Below are 15,152 nucleotides of genomic sequence, written 5' to 3' on the forward strand. Positions count from 1 at the left end.
CAGCGCTGCGCGCGCATCAGCTCGACACTCCGGCGACCTGCCATGTCTGGATCGCCGTCAGACCCTGGGCGGCGTTGTCGGTCGCCGCCGGCAGCGTCACGGCGAAGCAGTAGTTCACGGTCGTTCCGCCGTTCGCCGCTGCAGCCTGGGTTCCGGTGCCCCCGACCGACATCAACGAGTTGTCGGGGACGACCGCAGTGCCGGCCGCATACGTGGTGCTGTTGCAGGACGTGCCTGCGATCGCCCGCACGCCGTATCACAGGTACGTTCCGAGTCCGGTTCCCGCCGTCGAGGTCACGCTGAGCTGCAGAGTCCCCGCCACCGACGGATTCGCGGTGCGGACGCTGAACAGCGCATAGGTCGTGTTGCCGGGAGCCATCGCCGAGAACGGTGCGCTGAACGACAGTGCGGCCGGAGTGCCTACGGGATGGCTCGAGAACGTGGCGCCGTCGGTCGCACCCACGATGTCGAACCTCCCCGCGGTGAAGGTCGCATTCCCGTATTCGGAATCGTTCCAGGCGGCGAGGGTCATCGTCGCGCCGACGCCGAACACCAGTCCGCCCGCGAGCACGGCGCGTATCCGACGGGAGAGCAGTCGCTTCCCCTCCCGCATGCCTCTGCGGGTGTCGGCCATGATCAGTCCGCAGTCGAGGTGGCCGTGAACTCCCAGGTCGCGGTCGCGGTGGCGCCCTGAGTGAGACCGGCACCCGCGGTCACCGCGAAGCACAGCTGCAGCGGCACCCCCGCCGTTCCGGCCGGAGTGCCCTCGGCCAGCGGAAGCGACGTCGCTCCGGTCTGATCGCTCAGGGTCGCGCCGGTCGCCACGACTGTTCCCGTCGCCGTCGCATCACAGGTGTCGGCGGCCTCGATCGCGGTCACGGTGTACGAGAGGTTGGCCTCGTTGCCCCCCGTTCCCGCGGTGATCCCGTACGGCAGCAGCGTGGCGCTGTTGGTGGTCGTGCTGTCGAGGCGCACCCAGAACGGCGCATAGACGACATCGCCCGGTGACATCGACGACGCGACCGCGGGCAACTGGAAGACGAGCGACGCCGCGGTGTCACCCAGATCGACGTTGTGGTCGTCGTACCCGTCGTCGGCGCTGGTCGTCGAGCCTTCCAGGTTGAACGAGCCTGCGGTGAAGGTGCCGGTCGCGAACTCCGAGTCGTTCCAGGCTGCGAGCGTCACCCCGATCCCGACGCCGAGCACCAGCCCACCGGCCAGCACTGCCAGAACCTTGCGTTGCGTGTTCTTCTCAGCCATGACATTCCCCCTCCGGAATTCGCGAACCGCTGATGCCTGGGGATGGTCGCCCTACGACGGCCCGCATCCGAGTGTTCCTGTCATTGCCGACAGCTTTGTCCAAGAACTCCTCGATTACAAGGGCAATGACATCACGAATGACCATCTCAGACGACTTCTGTCGACAGAACGTCTGACGCTGTTCGCAACCGATCGGCTGGCTCGTTGCTCAGCGAGACAGCACTCGCCGCGCTTCGGACGCGACTTCGGCGGCGATCGTGTCGAGCAGCCGCGACCGTAGATTCCACTGCTGCCAGTAGAGGCTGACGCGCAACGGCGGTCCGCCGAGCGGCACCAGCTCGTGATCGTTCTGCAGAAGCGGCATCATTCCCCACCCGAGCCCCAGTCGTACGGCAAGCGCGTAGTCATGCGACGCCGGCACGTAGTGCCTGGGGACCCCCTGCTGCGCGACGCCCATGGCACTCAGCCACTCATGCTGAAGAGTGTCGCGACGGTCGAAGTCCACGAACGGCGCGACGGCGAGACTCTCCGCCGTGATGCCGTCGCCGAACCATCGCCGGGCGAACGTAGGCGCGGCCATCGCGTGGTACTCCAGCACGCCGAGCGGTGAGACGGAGCATCCGGCCACGGGCTCCGCCTCGCTGGTGACCGCAGCCATGACCGTGCCGGATTCGAGCAGACGGGCCGTGAAGTTCTGGTCGTCCCGATGCAGGTCGAAGTCGAGCTCGTGCGCTGCGGAGAGCCTCGCCAGCGGGCCGAGGAACCACGTCGCCATCGAGTCGGCGTTGACGGCGAGAGGGATGCGGGTGCGCGGCGCGTTCACGTCGTCGAGACCCAGCCCGACGAGAGCGTCGTGCTCGAGCAACGCGATCTGCCGCGCCAGTCGCACGACCGACTCACCGGCCTCCGTGAGGCGCGCAGGCTTGGTGCGCACCACGAGCACGCGTCCGAGCTGCTCCTCGAGGCTCTTCAATCGCTGGCTCACCGCAGAGGGCGTCACCCCCAGCACTCGGGATGCCGCGTCGAAGGTTCCTTCATCAGCGACGGCGGCGAGTGTGGCGGCGAGTTCTGGATCGATCTTCACATTAGTGATGCTAATGGTCGGCAAGGAATCCGAACTGGTGTTGATGGGTGACTGATCCTAGTTTGGGACCATGCTCCCCGTGCTCTCCGGCCTCGGCCTCGGCCTCTCACTGATCGTCGCCATCGGCGCCCAGAACGTCTTCGTCCTTCGCCAGGGCATCCGCAGGGAACACGTGCTGCCCGTCGTCATCATCTGCGCCGTGTCCGACGCTCTGCTGATAGCTGCGGGCGTCGCCGGACTCGGATTCGTCATCTCGGCGGCTCCGTGGCTCGTCGTCGTGGCCCGCTGGGCTGGTGCGCTGTTCCTGCTGGCGTACGGGATCCTCGCGGCCCGCCGTGCGTGGCGGGGTGGTGAGCAGCTGCGGGTCGACCCGGCGGACGCCGAGAGCTCGAGTGCGCGATCGAACGGCGCAGGCCCTGCGACGGCGACTCGCACGGCGCTCGCCCCGGTGATCGCGACGGCGCTGGCGCTGACCTGGTTGAACCCCCATGTCTACCTCGACACCGTGCTGATGCTCGGGTCGATCGCGGCCACCCACGGTGACGAGCGCTGGCTGTTCGCGGCCGGCGCGATCACCGCCAGCATCCTGTGGTTCACCGCGCTGGGGTTCGGCGCCCGCTACCTCGGTCGCTGGCTGCGCACCGAACGCTCGTGGCGCATCCTCGACGCGCTCATCGCGGTCGTCATGATCACGCTGGCCGTCAGTCTGGTGCTGCCGGTGCTCTGAGCCTGAGGCGGCTGGAAGGACTCCTCCCGACCTCGTCGAGATGCCCCGCCGGTCAGTCGCCGTCGAGAGGCCGCAGGATGCGGGTGAGGAACTTCTTCGTGCGCTCGTGCTGCGGAGCGCCGAAGATGTCGGCGGGCGCCCCCTCTTCGACGACGACGCCGGCATCCATGAACAGCACGTGGTCGGCCGCCTCGCGCGCGAAGCTCAACTCGTGCGTCACGACCACCATGCTCCACCCCTCATCGGCGAGCTCCTTGATGACCAGCAGCACCTCCCCCACGAGTTCGGGGTCGAGCGCGCTGGTCGGCTCGTCGAAGAGCAGGAGGTCGGGGCGCAGCGCGAGTGCGCGAACGATGCCCACCCGCTGCTGCTGACCGCCGGAGAGCTCGTGCGGACGAGCATTCTCCTTGTCGGCGAGCCCCACCCGGGCGAGCAGGACGCGCGCTTCGGCGATCACCTCGGCCTTCGGCCTGCCCTGCACCCGCCACGGACCCTCGATGACGTTCTCGAGCACCGAGAGATGCGGAAAGAGGTTGTGATGCTGGAACACCATCGCCGAGCGGTCGCGCAGCGCGAGTCGCTTCTGCGCGCGTGTGCGCTTCGGCACCGGCGCCTCGGGAGCGAAGTCGATGTCGGGCCCGCCCGCGACGACGATCGTGCCGGCATCCGGCGTCTCGAGGCCGTTGAGCGCCCGCAGGACGGTCGTCTTGCCCGACCCGCTCGGACCGATCAGCACGACGACCTCGCCGCGGTGCAGCGTGAGGTCGATGCCCCGGAGCACCTCGTTGTCGCCGAAGCGCTTGTGCAGGCCGCGTGCCGTGAGAAGAGCGTCTGCGGTGGACGTGTGCGCGTGCGCGGGGTCAGTGAGCGACATTGCGATCGAGCCTCCTCTCGAGTGCACTCTGGCCGAACGACAGCACGAGGCACAGCACCCAGTAGACCAGGGCGGCCGCGAGATACAGCACCATGAACTCCAGAGTCGCCGATGCGATCTGCTGCGCGACCTTGAAGAGCTCGGTCACGAGGATCAGAGAGGCGAGCGAGGTGTCCTTCACGAGCGAGATGAACGTGTTCGACAGGGGCGGCACCGAGACCCGGGCGGCCTGCGGGAGGATGACCCGGGTCAGTGTGCGCGTGCGGTTCATGCCTACCGTGTACGCCGCCTCCCACTGCCCCTTGGGTACCGACAGGATGGCGGCGCGCACGACCTCTGCCCCGTAGCCGCCGACGTTGAGCGACAGCGCGATGATGGCACTGGGCCATGGGTCGATCTTGAGTCCGATCGACCCGAGGCCGTAGAAGATCACGAACAGCTGCACGATCATCGGCGTGCCTCGGATCACCGAGATGTAGAACCTGGCGATGCCCGACAGCAACGGATTGACCGAGATGCGCATCAGGGCGATCCCGATCGCGATCACGAGCCCCAGGGCGAACGACACCAGCGCGAGCGGCACCGTGACCGTCACTCCCGCGAGGGCGATGGGGCCGAGCGAATCGAGGAACAGCTGCCAGGGATTCTCCATGGGCTACTGCGTCACGTCTTCGCCGAAGTACTTGTCGCTGATCTCGGCCAGGGTGCCGTCTGCGCGCAGCTCTTCCAGCGCGCCGTCGATCGCCTCGACGAGGTCGGTCTTGTCCTTGGTGAACACGAACGCCTGCTCGCCGGCCTCATCGGTCTCGGCGGCGATCTTCAGAGCGGACGGGCTGTTGGTGGTCTCGTAGTCGAGGAAGGTCAGCTTGTCATTGACGGTCGCGTCGACACGGCCCTGACGCAGCAGCTCGACGGCCTGCGCCCAGCCCTCGACGCCCTCGACCGTGGCGCCGGACTCGGTGGCCAGCTCGTACCAGTTGCTGGTGAGGGACTGCGCGGTGGTCTTGCCTTCGAGATCGTCGAACGACGAGATCGAGTCGTCGTCCTCGGCGACGACGATGACGCCGGGCGAGACGGTGTACGGAGTGCTGAACAGGTATTTCTCCTGGCGCTCCTCGTTGATGCTGACCTGGTTCGCGATGAGATCGAAGCGTCCGGCGTCGAGACCCGCGAAGATCGCGTCCCACTGAGTCTCCTGGAACTCGATCTCGAGGTCGAGCTTGTCGGCGACAGCCTGGATGATCTCGACGTCGAAGCCGGTGAGGTCACCCGTTCCACCGTCGCCGTGGAAGCTGAACGGACGGTAGGTCCCTTCGGTGGCGACCGTCAGCACGCCGTCGTTGACGAGACCGAAGTCCGAGCCGCCCTCGCTCGAGCTGCTCTCAGCGGGGGTCGTGCTTCCGCTGCAGGCGGTGAGTGCTGCTGCGGCGACGACCAGTGCGGTGACGGCGATGAGGCGACGGGACATGTGACCCTCCTGGGGTGCGGTGAGGCGCTATTGCTGTGGCGCGGAACTCATTCACAGTACGCGGCATCCGACCTGCATCCCAACATCCGATGACGCCGGATGTCGCTCGGGATGCAGAAAGGCCCCCGCAGTTCTGCGGGGGCCTTTCCGGAATCACACTCAGATGGAGTTGACGTCCAGCGGGATGCCGGGGCCGAACGTGGTCGACACGGCGCCCTTCTGGATGTAACGGCCCTTCGAGCTCGACGGCTTGAGGCGGACGATCTCCTCGAGCGCTGCGCCGATGTTGTCGTTGAGCTGGTCAGCCGAGAACGACGACTTGCCCACGACGAAGTGCACGTTGGCGTGCTTGTCGACGCGGAACTCGATCTTTCCGCCCTTGATCTCCTCGACGGCCTTGGCCGTGTTGGGGGTCACGGTGCCGGTCTTCGGGTTCGGCATGAGTCCACGCGGACCCAGGACCTTTCCGAGACGACCGACCTGGCCCATGAGCTCCGGGGTCGAGACGGCCGCGTCGAACGCGGTCCAGCCTGCGGCGACCTTCTCGATGAGCTCGGCGCCGCCGACCTCATCCGCACCTGCGGCGATCGCTGCCTCGGCCGCGGGGCCGGTGGCGAAGACGATGACGCGGGCGGTCTTACCGGTGCCGTGGGGCAGGATGACGGTGCCGCGCACCATCTGGTCTGCCTTGCGGGGGTCGACTGCGAGCTTCAGCGCGACCTCGACGGTCGAGTCGAACTTCGTCGAGCCGGTCTCCTTGGCGAGCGCGACTGCCTCGCTGGGAGTGTAGAAACGGTCTGCCTCGATCTTCTCGGCGGCAGCCTTGTAAGCCTTGGACTTGGTAGCCATGATTATTCTCCTCAGCCCTCGACCGTGATGCCCATGGAACGGGCGGTGCCGGCGATGATCTTCGAGGCAGCCTCGATGTCGTTCGCGTTCAGGTCGGCCTGCTTGGTCTCGGCGATCTGACGGACCTGGTCCTTGGTGATCTTCGCGACCTTGACCGTGTGAGGCGTCGACGAGCCCTTGGGCACGCCGGCGGCCTTCTTGATGAGCTCCGCGGCCGGCGGGGTCTTCAGGATGAACGTGAAGCTGCGGTCCTCGTAGACGGTGATCTCGACGGGGATGACGTTGCCGCGCTGCGACTCGGTCGCGGCGTTGTACGCCTTGCAGAACTCCATGATGTTGACGCCATGCTGACCGAGCGCGGGGCCGATCGGCGGCGCCGGGTTGGCTGCACCGGCGTTGATCTGAAGCTTGATCAGGCCGGTCACCTTCTTCTTCGGTGCCATATCCTCTTCCTTTCATCGAACGGATGCGGGTGCATCCGCTCTCCCGCGAACCCGGCATCTCCGGGCTGCGGTCGTCTGCGCGCACGCCGAAGCGGCACGCAAACCACACAAGTCTACCTGACGCGACAGCGTGCCACGAACGCGAGAACGGCCGCCCCGAATGGGACGGCCGTTCTCGATAAGCGTGTGTCGGTCAGACCATCTTCGTGACCTGGTCGAACGACAGCTCGACCGGGGTCTCGCGCTCGAAGAGCGACACGAGCACCGTGAGCTTGCCGCTCTCGGGCTTGATCTCGCTGATCGAACCGGGAAGCCCCGCGAACGAGCCCTCCTTGATCGTGATGGTCTCGCCGACCTCGAAGTCGACCTCGGCGGGAAGCGGACGAGCGACGGCGAGGCCGCCCTTCGACGCGATGTTCTTGGCGGTCGGGACGTCCTTGACCTCGACGAGCGACTTCAGCATGTTGAAGGCCTCTTCGAAGCGCAGCGGCGTCGGGTTGTGGGCGTTGCCCACGAAGCCGGTGACGCCGGGAGTGTGGCGCACGACCGACCAGGTGTCTTCCGTGAGCTCCATGCGCACGAGCACGTAGCCCGGGATGCGCACGCGGGTGACCATCTTGCGCTGGCCGTTCTTGATCTCGACCACGTCTTCCATCGGGACCTCGATCTGGTAGATCTCGTCCTCGACCTCGAGCGTCGACTTGCGCTGCTCGATGTTGGCCTTGACCTTGCGCTCGAACCCGGCGTACGAGTGGATGACGTACCACTTGCCCGGAAGCATCCGAAGGTCCATGCGGAACGCCTCGTACGGGTCTTCCTCGGCGTCCTCGTCATCGTCCGACTCGGCTACGGCGTCTTCGTCGCCGTTGACGTCGGGTCCGTCGTACGGGGTGACCTCGTCGGCCTCAGCGGCTTCGAGCTCAGCGGTCTCTTCCGCCACGGATTCGTTGAGGACCTCAGCGGCAGCTTCAGTCTCAGCCGCTTCGTCCAGGTTGAGAGCGTCGTTCACGATCGCGTCCGCCTCCGGGTCGTTGATGTCGATGTCGGTGTCGTCGTCCTGCGCAACGGCGTCGTCGTCTCCGTCGACGTCCTCGATGTGGAGGGCGACATGTTCGGCCGGTGTGACCGACTGCTCTTCCGCAGCGAGCACGTTGCCCTCCTGGGCCTCGTCCTCTTCGCTGGACTGCTCAGCAGCCGTCGCCCAGTCGGCGTCGTCGGAATATCGTTCAGACACGTTGTTTCTTTCCAATCACTGCGGCCAGGGCCGCGAGGGCGTCAGGCGCCCGGGACCCCGAAGACGATGTGCGTCACCCAGGCGAACAGGGTGTCCAGTCCGTAGACGATGCCCATGACGATGAGAACGAAGACGAGCACCACTGCGGTGAACTTGACCAGCTCTTTGCGGGTCGGCGTGACGACCTTGCGCAGCTCTGCGATGACCTGACGGAAGAACAGGGCGATGCCTGCGAAGAAGCCCGCGATGCCACGCTTCTTCTCGCGGGTGGCGCCGGCCGCGACGACCTCGCCGCGCGGTTCGTCCTGATCCATCCTGAATGTACCTTTCGTGTGTCAGCGTGTGCTGACGCGCAGGGCGGACAGGAATCGAACCTGCAACCTGCGGTTTTGGAGACCGCTGCTCTGCCAATTGAGCTACCGCCCTAGAGACCGGGAGGTCTCGGGGTGTCATCTTCATCCTGCCACCGCTGCCGGACCGGAAGGACCGGGGCACGGCGAAAGAATGCAGACAACAACTGCTCGACAAGCATACGGCATCCGTCGGTCGGCGCCGAACCGGACCCGCTCTCGTCGTTGTTGTTAGGCTCGGCGAGCGGACGAAACGGGAGGAGGCGCAGTGAGCGCTGACGTGCAGCAGTTCCAAGTGGACCTGCGCGGTGTCGTCGACCTCCTGAGCCGCCACATCTACTCGAGTCCGCGAGTGTATCTGCGTGAGCTGCTGCAGAACGCACGCGACGCCATCACGGCACGGCGAGAGGTCGACGGCGAGGGTGGGAGCATCCGCATCACCGCACTGACGGACGCCTCCGGCGAGTTCGTGCTGCGCGACGACGGGGTGGGTCTGAACGCCGCGGAGGTGGGCGATCTGCTCGCCACGGTCGGACGCAGCTCGAAGCGCGACATCTTCGATCTTCCTCGCAGCGACTACCTGGGTCAGTTCGGCATCGGCCTGCTCAGCTGCTTCATGGTCGCCGATTCGATCGTGATCCGCTCGCGCAGCGCACGGGGCGGTTCGGCCGTCGAGTGGACCGGCAGCGCCGACGGCACCTTCCGCGTCGTCGAGATCGACGACGACCTGCCCATCGGCACGAGCGTGCACCTGAAGCCCCGATTCGACGCCGACGAGCTGCTGCGGCCTGCAGCCGTTCGCGAGCTGGCCGCCACCTTCGCCGAGTTCCTGCCCGTGCGGGTGACGCTCGAGTCCGCGAGCGGCGACATCGACATCACGAGGCGCGCGCCCTTCCTCGACGCCGTCGACGACATCGACGGCGCCGTGCAGTACGGGCGCGACCTGCTGGGCGCCACACCGCTCGACGCGATCGAGCTCCATGAACCCGCCACGGGCACCCGAGGGCTGGCCTACGTGCTCCCCTACGCTCCCCCACCCGGTGCTCGTCAGGCCACCCGCATGTACCTCGGCAGGATGCTCCTGGGCGAGCGGGTCGACGACGTGCTGCCCGAATGGGCGTTCTTCGTGCGGGCGGTCGTCGATTCGACGGGACTCGCCCCGACGGCGAGCCGCGAGTCGCTCGTCGACGACGCGGCGCTCGAGCGCGTGCGCGAGCAGCTGGGCGCCGGCATCCGTCGCTGGGTGCTCGAGCTGGGGCTGCGCGAGCCGCACAGGCTGGCACAGTTCGTGGCTGTCCACGAGGTCGGCCTGAAGTCGCTCGTGCGCCACGACGACGAGCTCGCACAGTTCATCACGCGGTGGCTGACCCTCGAGACGACGCACGGCACGATGCGCATCGGCGATCTCGTCGAGCGGTATCCGCACGTGCGCTTCGCGCAGTCGGTCGACGAGTTCCGCCAGGTCGCCGGCATCTCCCCCGGCTCCGAGGTGCTGGTCAACGGCGGGTACCTGTACGACGCGGACCTCGTACGCCTGCTGCCAGGGCTCTACCCGCACGTCACGATCGAGCTCGTCGACGTCGCCGGTGAACTCGACCGTCTCGATCCTCCGCCCCTCGACGACCGGGATGCCGCGATGGCGCTGGAGGAGAGAGCGGGCGGCGTGCTGACGGCATCCGGATGCTCCGTCACGGTGCGATCGATCGACCAGCCGGAGCTCGCAGCGCTCTATGTCGCCGACCCCGAGGTGCTGCGCCGGATCGACCGCGGTCGCACGAAGGGCATCACCGGATCGCTGTGGGGCGGCGTGCTCGACCGCATCGACTCGACCGTATCGGCCCGTCGCGACGACGATCTGAGCGCACGCCTGTGCCTGAACTGGTCGAACCGTGTCGTGCGGGCGCTGGTGCGTGTGCAGGACGACGCGGTGTTCGCGCGCACCGTGCAGCTGCTCTACATCCAGGCGCTGCTGGCCGGTCACCACCCGCTCTCCGACTCCGATCGTGCGCTCATGAGCACCGCGCTCTCGGATCTCGTCTCGCTCTCGGCCGGCATCGAAGAGGACTCGATCCCCTTCGACGATGCCGTCTGACCACGCGCTCCGACACTCGCTCCGTTCGAAGGATCCCCATGACACGTCCGCAGAAGCGCTTCACGCAGCTCATCGAGGAGATCGATCGCACCCCGTGGGGCCCGGCGGAGCAGGCGCTGGTGGCGGATGCCGTCGCACTCGCCGTCGAGCTCGGCGATGAGCGGCTCGAGTACGAGGCGCGGATGCGGCAGACCGCGTCCGCGAACATGAACGGCGCGACCGACGTCATGCTCAACTCCTTCGCGTGGTGCCTCGCCCGGCACGACGCCGACCCGCAGCGGTTCCCCGCCGACCTCGAGTACGGCGGCGCCGATCTGATGTGGCAGTTCAAGTGGATGGCATCGTCTCTGCGTTCGTCTCCCGCCTTCTCGGTCGAGCAGATCGCGGCGGTGCTCGATGACATGGAGACGCACTACCGCGCGGCCGGGCTCGGCATGAGCGGAGTGCTCACGGCACGATTCGAGGACGCGTGGGATGCGGGGCGCATCGACGACGCCGAGGCGCTGCGGGTGCAGCTGGAGGCCACACCCCGCGACGACCACAGCCACTGCGACGCGTGCGGGCGCAGCCAGTTCGCCGGGTTCTTCGCGGAGACCGATCGAGACGCCGAGGCCATCCGGCTCGTCGAGGAGATGCTCGAGGGCGGATTCTCGTGCGGCGAAGAGCCGGAGCACGCCCTGTCGCGCGTGCTCGTGCCCTACCTGCGCGCCGGGCGCCTCGACGAGGCGAAGAGCGCGCATCTGCGCAGCTACCGTCTCGCCAAGGACAACCCCGACAACCTGCGGATCGTGGCCAACAACATCGTGTTCGCCGCCCTCACAGGCAATGAGGCGAGGGCGCTCGCGCAGGTCGAGCGGCACATCGCCTGGCTCGCGCACGACGGGCTCAACGTCGACGCGCACTTCGCCGCGCTGGCCGCATTCGCGTTCGCGCTCGACCGCGTCACCGCGGCTGGCCACGGCGACGCCCCGGTGCGCGGCGCCGACTCTCCCGCACTCACCGCGTTCTTCGGCGAGCACGACGGAACGTGGGGCGCAGCCGAGCTCGCCGCCGCCGCGTGGGCTGCTGCCGAGCGCATCGGCTCGGAGTTCGATCGCCGCGACGGCACCGAGGGCCACGCACGCAGCCTCGCCCGCCTGCGCGCTCTCGCGGACGAGCACTACGACGTGCCGATCAGGTCGGATGCGTTCGCCGCCGCCCCGGACTCGACCACTCCCGGCGATCCGGACGCCTGGTTCGACCGTGTCATGGATCTCGCCCAGTTCGGAGCGGAGCACGAGACGCTGCAGGCTCTGCCGCACGCTCTCGGAGTCGAGGATCCCTCTAAGCTCGCTCAGCTCATGTCGATGCGCCTCGGCATCCTCATCGCCCTCGACCGTGCCGACGAGGCCGCCGACCTGCTGCCCGCGCGGATCGATGCCCTGCGCGCCGCCGGCCTCGACGCACAGGCCGAACTCGAGCAGCGCCTCGGCCTCGCGACCTTCGGGCTGAACACCGCCGATGCCGCGGCGGCACTCGAGGACGAGCTCGCGAATGCGCACTCCCTCCCGGCGTGGTCCCGCGGAGATGTGGCGATCAGCCGGGCATCTCTGCACATGCAGGCCGACGAAGCCGATGCGGCACTCGACATGGCCGAGATCGCTGCCCGAGCGTTCGCCGACGCCGACGATGTGCGTCTCTCGAACACGACGACGCTCGTCGCCATCGCGGCGGTGCTGCAGAAGGGCGACATCGAGGCGGCATCCGCTCTGCTCGATCGCTTCCTGGCCCAGGACGACCTCAGCGTCGGCCACCGCGCCCAGGCGCTGCAGACGCGTGCCAGGGTGCGCGGTGGCAGCGAGGACTACGAGGAGGGCGCCGCGGACGCCGATGAGGCGTCGCGTCTCCTGGCCGGGCTCGGCGCCACGACGGCCCTGGCCACCGCGCACCTGCTCGCCGGGGCGCTCTGGGAGGACGCCGGCGACCCCGAGAAGGCCGTCGCCCGCTACCGCGTCACCTCGCGTCTCGTCGCCCAGGAGGGCGGCGATCAGGCCGGGGCTGACTTCCGCCTCGCTCGGGCGATGCTCGCCGCGGGTGATGCCGAGGTGGCCGCCGAACTCTTCGGTCAGGTTCTCGAGCGCGAGGAGCAGTCCGAGGTACCTGCCGCCTCTCGCGCGATGACGGCATCGCTGCTCGCCCGCGCCCTCGGCTCGGCCGGCGAGTTCGGTCAGGCGGTCGGCGCTTTCGGCTATGCGGCCGATCTCTTCGGCGAGGCGGAAGAGCACGCCGATCAGGCCATGGCGCTGACCGAGCGTGCGAAGATCCTCGCCCGATTCGACGAGCACGACGAGGCGATCGAGTCGCTCGAAACCGCATCCGAGATCGTGCGGAGGGCCCCCGAGGCGATCGGCGCCCTCGCCGACGTGCTGCACAACCTGGGCCAGGCCTACAGCGCGAAGCAGGACGACCGCGCCTTCGCGCTGTTCGACGAGGTCGCAGCACTGGCTCAGGAGCACGAGGCGGGATGGCTGCTGGCCGACGTGACCGACTCGCGAGGTCGGGCGCTCGCTCAGTTCGGCCGCATCGATGAGGCCGTGGCCGCGGCACTGACGGCAGCCGACGGATTCGCCGGGATCGGGGATGCAGGTTCGGCCGGAGGCTCAGAGCTGTTCGCCGCCCGCCTGCTCGCCGGCGACGACCGCGCGGCTGACGCCGTGCCGATCTACCGCAGCGCTCTCGAGCACGCGGTGGACCACGCGCCGCTCCGGCAGGTGTCAGCGCTCGAGCTCGGCAACGTGCTCGAATCGCTCGGTCGCCAGGTCGAGGCGGCCGAGGTACGTGCGCTCATCGAGAGCTAGGCTCTGCGCCGCGAGCGCTTCCTGAGTCCGTGTACGCCTCGCAAGTCCAGATCTCGCGGATTCGGACTTACGAGGCGCACACGGACTCGCGAAGCGCACAGGGACGCCGCGCGCGACAAGCGGATGCTGAGACTCAGAGGAACTGACGCCAGTTCGCGCGTGCGAGGTCGAGCAGTTCGTCACCCTTGCCCGACATGACCGTGCGGATCGCATACAGCGCGAAGCCCTTGACCTGCGCTGCCTCGATCGCCGGCGGCATCGACAGCTCCTGCCGTTCGGTGACGACATCGAGCAGCGCGGGGCCGTCATGTGCGAGCACCTCGCGGACGGCATCCGGCAGATCCTCGCTGTTCTCGACGCGGCGGGCGAAGATGCCCATGGCCTCGGCGATCGCCGCGAAGCTCGGGTTGTCGAGCGCGGTGCCGTAGTTCACGAAGCCGGCGGCCTTCATCTCGAGTTCGACGAAGTTCAGAGACGAGTTGTTCACGACGATCGTCTTCACCGGAAGCTTGTTCTGCGTGAGGGTGAGCAGCTCGCCCAGCATCATCGCGAGCCCGCCGTCACCGGCGAGGGCGATCACCTGCCGGTCAGGATGCGAGACCTGCGCGCCGATGCCGTGCAGCAGGGCGTTGGCCATCGAGCCGTGCGTGAAAGAGCCGATCAGCCGCCTGTTCTCCGTCATCGACAGGTAGCGGGCGGCCCACACGGTCGGCGAACCCACATCCGCGGTGAACACCGCGTCATCCGCCGCCTGCTCGTCGAGCAGCCGGGCGAGGTACTGCGGGTGGATCGGCCGACCGGCCTTCGTGGGCGTCGCGAGGTCGTCGAGCTTCGCCCTGGTCTTGCGGTAGTGCGCGGTGGAATCGTCGAGGTGATCACGATCGCTCTTCTCGGCGAGGCGCGGCAGCAGCGCCTCGGCGGTCGCACGGACATCGCCGACCAGACCGAGATCGAGCGGATGCCGCTTGCCGAGCTGGGATCCGCGGATGTCGACCTGGATGGTCTTCGCGTGCTCCGGGTAGAACTGCTCGTAGGGGAAGTCGCTGCCCAGCACCAGCAGCGTGTCGGCCGCCTCCATCGCCCGATAGCCGGAGGCGAAGCCGAGCAGACCCGTCATGCCGACGTCGAACGGGTTGTCGTACTCGATGAACTCCTTGCCTCGGAGCGCGTGCACGATCGGGGCGCCGAGGCGATCAGCCAGGGCGATGACCTCGTCGTGGGCACCCTCGACACCCGCTCCGGCGAGGATCGTGGTCTTCTTCGAGGCATTCAGCAGAGTCGCCGCCCGGGCGAGCTCGTCGCCGCTCGGCACGATCACCGGGTGGGACCGCTCGATCACCACGGCTCGGTCGTCGGCGATCTCCGCCAGGGCGACGTCGCCGGGGATCACGAGCACCGCGACCCCGCGCTGCTCGATCGCGGCGCGCATCGCGATCTCGAGAAGGCGAGGCATCTGCTTCGGGTCTGCGACGTACTCGACGTAGACGCTGCACTCGCGGAAGAGCTCCTGCGGGTGGGTCTCTTGGAAGTACCCCGTGCCGATCTCGGTCGTGGGGATGTGCGCCGCGATCGCGAGCACCGGGACTCGTGAGCGGTTGGCGTCGTAGAGGCCGTTGATCAGGTGCAGGTTGCCCGGCCCGCACGAGCCGGCGACGACCGCGAGGTCTCCCGTGAGCGCAGCATCCGCCGCCGCCGCGAAGGCCGCCGACTCCTCATGCCGCACGTGCACCCATCGGATGCCGCCGTCCTTTCGGAGGGCGTCGGTGAACCCGTTGAGGGAGTCCCCCGGAAGGCCGTAGACACGGTCGATCCCGTTGGCGCGGAGGGTCTTGACGATGTTCGCTGCGACGGTTGCCATGCTTCCAACCTACGCCCGGCGGCCGGTCCGGGGGTCGGTCCGGAGACTTGCCCTGGAGACGACAGAGGGGCGGATG

The 15,152-nt window shown here is 67.9% G+C and carries 15 protein-coding genes and 1 tRNA gene; 3 read left to right on the top strand and 13 right to left on the bottom strand.

The annotated features are described in order from the left end of the window. Positions 1 to 16: 16 nt before the first annotated feature. The 4 genes from FIV50_RS17925 to FIV50_RS13190 form a co-directional block, all read right to left on the bottom strand. A complete protein-coding gene (locus FIV50_RS17925; protein ID WP_258184268.1) occupies positions 17 to 250 on the bottom strand; it encodes a hypothetical protein in 234 nt (77 codons plus the stop codon). Between the two features lie 6 nt (positions 251 to 256). Then, positions 257 to 634 (bottom strand): SipW-dependent-type signal peptide-containing protein, encoded by a 378-nt coding sequence (locus FIV50_RS17930; protein ID WP_258184269.1) that lies wholly within the window; start codon positions 632 to 634, stop codon positions 257 to 259. Between the two features lie 2 nt (positions 635 to 636). After that, positions 637 to 1,260, bottom strand: coding sequence for a SipW-dependent-type signal peptide-containing protein (locus tag FIV50_RS13185; RefSeq protein WP_140037826.1), 624 nt, complete (start codon positions 1,258 to 1,260; stop codon positions 637 to 639). 208 nt (positions 1,261 to 1,468) lie between these two features. Next, on the bottom strand, positions 1,469 to 2,344 hold the full coding sequence (locus FIV50_RS13190; protein WP_140037827.1) for a LysR family transcriptional regulator ArgP: 876 nt from the start codon (positions 2,342 to 2,344) through the stop codon (positions 1,469 to 1,471). Positions 2,345 to 2,414: 70 nt separating this feature from the next. On the opposite strand from FIV50_RS13190, the gene lysE reads away from it, so the two are divergent. After that, entirely contained in the window at positions 2,415 to 3,071 is a 657-nt protein-coding gene (lysE, locus tag FIV50_RS13195) for an L-lysine exporter (protein WP_140037828.1), read from the top strand. A 52-nt stretch (positions 3,072 to 3,123) separates the two neighbouring features. On the opposite strand, the gene FIV50_RS13200 is transcribed toward lysE, so the two are convergent. From FIV50_RS13200 to FIV50_RS13235, 8 genes are all read right to left on the bottom strand, one after another. After that, positions 3,124 to 3,945 (bottom strand): amino acid ABC transporter ATP-binding protein, encoded by an 822-nt coding sequence (locus FIV50_RS13200; protein ID WP_140037829.1) that lies wholly within the window; start codon positions 3,943 to 3,945, stop codon positions 3,124 to 3,126. Continuing rightward, entirely contained in the window at positions 3,932 to 4,597 is a 666-nt protein-coding gene (locus FIV50_RS13205) for an amino acid ABC transporter permease (protein ID WP_140037830.1), read from the bottom strand. The genes FIV50_RS13200 and FIV50_RS13205 overlap by 14 nt, the downstream gene beginning before the upstream one ends. Positions 4,598 to 4,600: 3 nt before the next feature. Then, entirely contained in the window at positions 4,601 to 5,413 is an 813-nt protein-coding gene (locus FIV50_RS13210) for a transporter substrate-binding domain-containing protein (RefSeq protein ID WP_140037831.1), read from the bottom strand. Positions 5,414 to 5,572: 159 nt separating this feature from the next. Further along, on the bottom strand, positions 5,573 to 6,262 hold the full coding sequence (gene rplA, locus FIV50_RS13215) for a 50S ribosomal protein L1 (protein ID WP_140037832.1): 690 nt from the start codon (positions 6,260 to 6,262) through the stop codon (positions 5,573 to 5,575). Positions 6,263 to 6,273: 11 nt separating this feature from the next. Next, on the bottom strand, positions 6,274 to 6,705 hold the full coding sequence (gene rplK, locus FIV50_RS13220) for a 50S ribosomal protein L11 (protein ID WP_053097443.1): 432 nt from the start codon (positions 6,703 to 6,705) through the stop codon (positions 6,274 to 6,276). 193 nt (positions 6,706 to 6,898) lie between these two features. Beyond that, entirely contained in the window at positions 6,899 to 7,939 is a 1,041-nt protein-coding gene (gene nusG, locus FIV50_RS13225; RefSeq protein ID WP_140037833.1) for a transcription termination/antitermination protein NusG, read from the bottom strand. Positions 7,940 to 7,980: 41 nt separating this feature from the next. Beyond that, complete coding sequence (gene secE / locus FIV50_RS13230; protein WP_042539545.1) at positions 7,981 to 8,253, bottom strand: preprotein translocase subunit SecE; 273 nt, start codon at positions 8,251 to 8,253, stop codon at positions 7,981 to 7,983. Positions 8,254 to 8,292: 39 nt separating this feature from the next. After that, a tRNA-Trp gene (locus tag FIV50_RS13235) sits at positions 8,293 to 8,365 on the bottom strand. Positions 8,366 to 8,557: 192 nt separating this feature from the next. On the opposite strand from FIV50_RS13235, the gene FIV50_RS13240 reads away from it, so the two are divergent. Both FIV50_RS13240 and FIV50_RS13245 read left to right on the top strand, forming a co-directional pair. Beyond that, complete coding sequence (locus tag FIV50_RS13240; protein ID WP_140037834.1) at positions 8,558 to 10,381, top strand: HSP90 family protein; 1,824 nt, start codon at positions 8,558 to 8,560, stop codon at positions 10,379 to 10,381. Between the two features lie 38 nt (positions 10,382 to 10,419). Continuing rightward, positions 10,420 to 13,218, top strand: a complete 2,799-nt coding sequence (locus tag FIV50_RS13245; RefSeq protein WP_140037835.1) for a tetratricopeptide repeat protein — start codon at positions 10,420 to 10,422, stop codon at positions 13,216 to 13,218. Positions 13,219 to 13,351: 133 nt separating this feature from the next. Here the strand turns inward: FIV50_RS13245 and poxB are convergent, their stop codons facing one another. Then, positions 13,352 to 15,076, bottom strand: a complete 1,725-nt coding sequence (gene poxB / locus FIV50_RS13250) for a ubiquinone-dependent pyruvate dehydrogenase (protein WP_140037836.1) — start codon at positions 15,074 to 15,076, stop codon at positions 13,352 to 13,354. Positions 15,077 to 15,152: the final 76 nt, after the last annotated feature.

The organism is Microbacterium foliorum (assembly GCF_006385575.1).
GTDB lineage: Bacteria > Actinomycetota > Actinomycetes > Actinomycetales > Microbacteriaceae > Microbacterium > Microbacterium foliorum_B.

Bases quoted from the DNA above. Each gene is read 5' to 3' on its own strand.
- FIV50_RS17930 (WP_258184269.1), bottom strand. From the start codon at position 634: ATGGCCGACACCCGCAGAGGCATGCGGGAGGGGAAGCGACTGCTCTCC.
- FIV50_RS13185 (WP_140037826.1), bottom strand. From the start codon at position 1,260: ATGGCTGAGAAGAACACGCAACGCAAGGTTCTGGCAGTGCTGGCCGGT.
- lysE (WP_140037828.1), top strand. From the start codon at position 2,415: ATGCTCCCCGTGCTCTCCGGCCTCGGCCTCGGCCTCTCACTGATCGTC.
- FIV50_RS13200 (WP_140037829.1), bottom strand. From the start codon at position 3,945: ATGTCGCTCACTGACCCCGCGCACGCGCACACGTCCACCGCAGACGCT.
- FIV50_RS13205 (WP_140037830.1), bottom strand. From the start codon at position 4,597: ATGGAGAATCCCTGGCAGCTGTTCCTCGATTCGCTCGGCCCCATCGCC.
- FIV50_RS13210 (WP_140037831.1), bottom strand. From the start codon at position 5,413: ATGTCCCGTCGCCTCATCGCCGTCACCGCACTGGTCGTCGCCGCAGCA.
- rplA (WP_140037832.1), bottom strand. From the start codon at position 6,262: ATGGCTACCAAGTCCAAGGCTTACAAGGCTGCCGCCGAGAAGATCGAG.
- rplK (WP_053097443.1), bottom strand. From the start codon at position 6,705: ATGGCACCGAAGAAGAAGGTGACCGGCCTGATCAAGCTTCAGATCAAC.
- secE (WP_042539545.1), bottom strand. From the start codon at position 8,253: ATGGATCAGGACGAACCGCGCGGCGAGGTCGTCGCGGCCGGCGCCACC.
- FIV50_RS13245 (WP_140037835.1), top strand. From the start codon at position 10,420: ATGACACGTCCGCAGAAGCGCTTCACGCAGCTCATCGAGGAGATCGAT.
- poxB (WP_140037836.1), bottom strand. From the start codon at position 15,076: ATGGCAACCGTCGCAGCGAACATCGTCAAGACCCTCCGCGCCAACGGG.